Genomic DNA, 844 nt, shown 5'->3' with positions numbered 1-844 from the left:
CTGCCTGATCGACCAGGCGCGCCTTCTCACGCTCAACGCGGCCTACAAGATGGACACGGTGGGCAACAAGAACGCACGCGCCGAGATCGCGATGATCAAGGTGGTGGCGCCCAACATGTCGTGCAAGGTGGTCGACTGGGCCATCCAGGCGCATGGGGCGGCCGGCGTCAGCCAGGACTTCTGGCTCGCCGAGGCCTATGCGCATCAGCGCACGGTGCGCATCGTCGACGGGCCTGACGAGGTGCATCGCAACGCCATTGCCAAGCTCGAACTGGCCAAACGTCCTGCGGGTGCCTGACAGGGCTAGAGGGCTCACAACGGATGGGCAGTGACGCATTTGCGTCACTGCCCGAGGGGCTACCGTTGCAATTTTGGCAAAATTGGCTCATATTATTTACCGGTCGGCAGGTAATTTGATGCCGTCCCCCCCATCTTTCTCAGGAGACACCATGGAATTCAAGACCTTGCTGGTCGACATCAAGGACCGCATCGCCGTCGTCACGCTCAACCGCCCCCCGGTCAACGCGCAGAACGCAGAACTGCGTGCCGACATCACCGCGTGTTTCGACGAACTGTCGGACCGTGACGACGTGGCGTGCGTCGTGCTCACCGGTTCGGGCAAGGTGTTCTCGGCCGGCGCCGACATCCGTGAACGACCCAATCTCGCGGACACGCCCGGCGCCTACGGCCGCCACAACCGGCTGGTGCGCGAATCGTTCTACGCGGTCGTCGAATGCTCCAAGCCGGTCATCGCCGCCATCAACGGCCCCGCGATGGGCGCCGGCTTCGGGTTGGTGATGGGCTCGGACATCTGGGTCGCTGCCGAGGAAGCCTATGTGTCGAA

Annotated in this window: 2 protein-coding genes; both read left to right on the top strand. The window is 63.4% G+C overall.

Annotated features, from left to right (window positions below; genetic code table 11):
• On the top strand, window positions 1-298 hold a 298-nt coding region (locus AC1DY5_RS57375), incomplete at its 5' end, for an acyl-CoA dehydrogenase family protein (protein ID WP_478122997.1).
• Between the two features lie 151 nt (window positions 299-449).
• On the top strand, window positions 450-844 hold a 395-nt coding region (locus AC1DY5_RS57370), incomplete at its 3' end, for an enoyl-CoA hydratase-related protein (protein ID WP_478122996.1).

Source organism: Variovorax sp. P4_D9, from assembly GCF_056401695.1.
The sequence above is the reverse complement of the archived record's forward strand: the minus strand, read 5'-3'. Positions and strand labels throughout refer to the sequence as shown.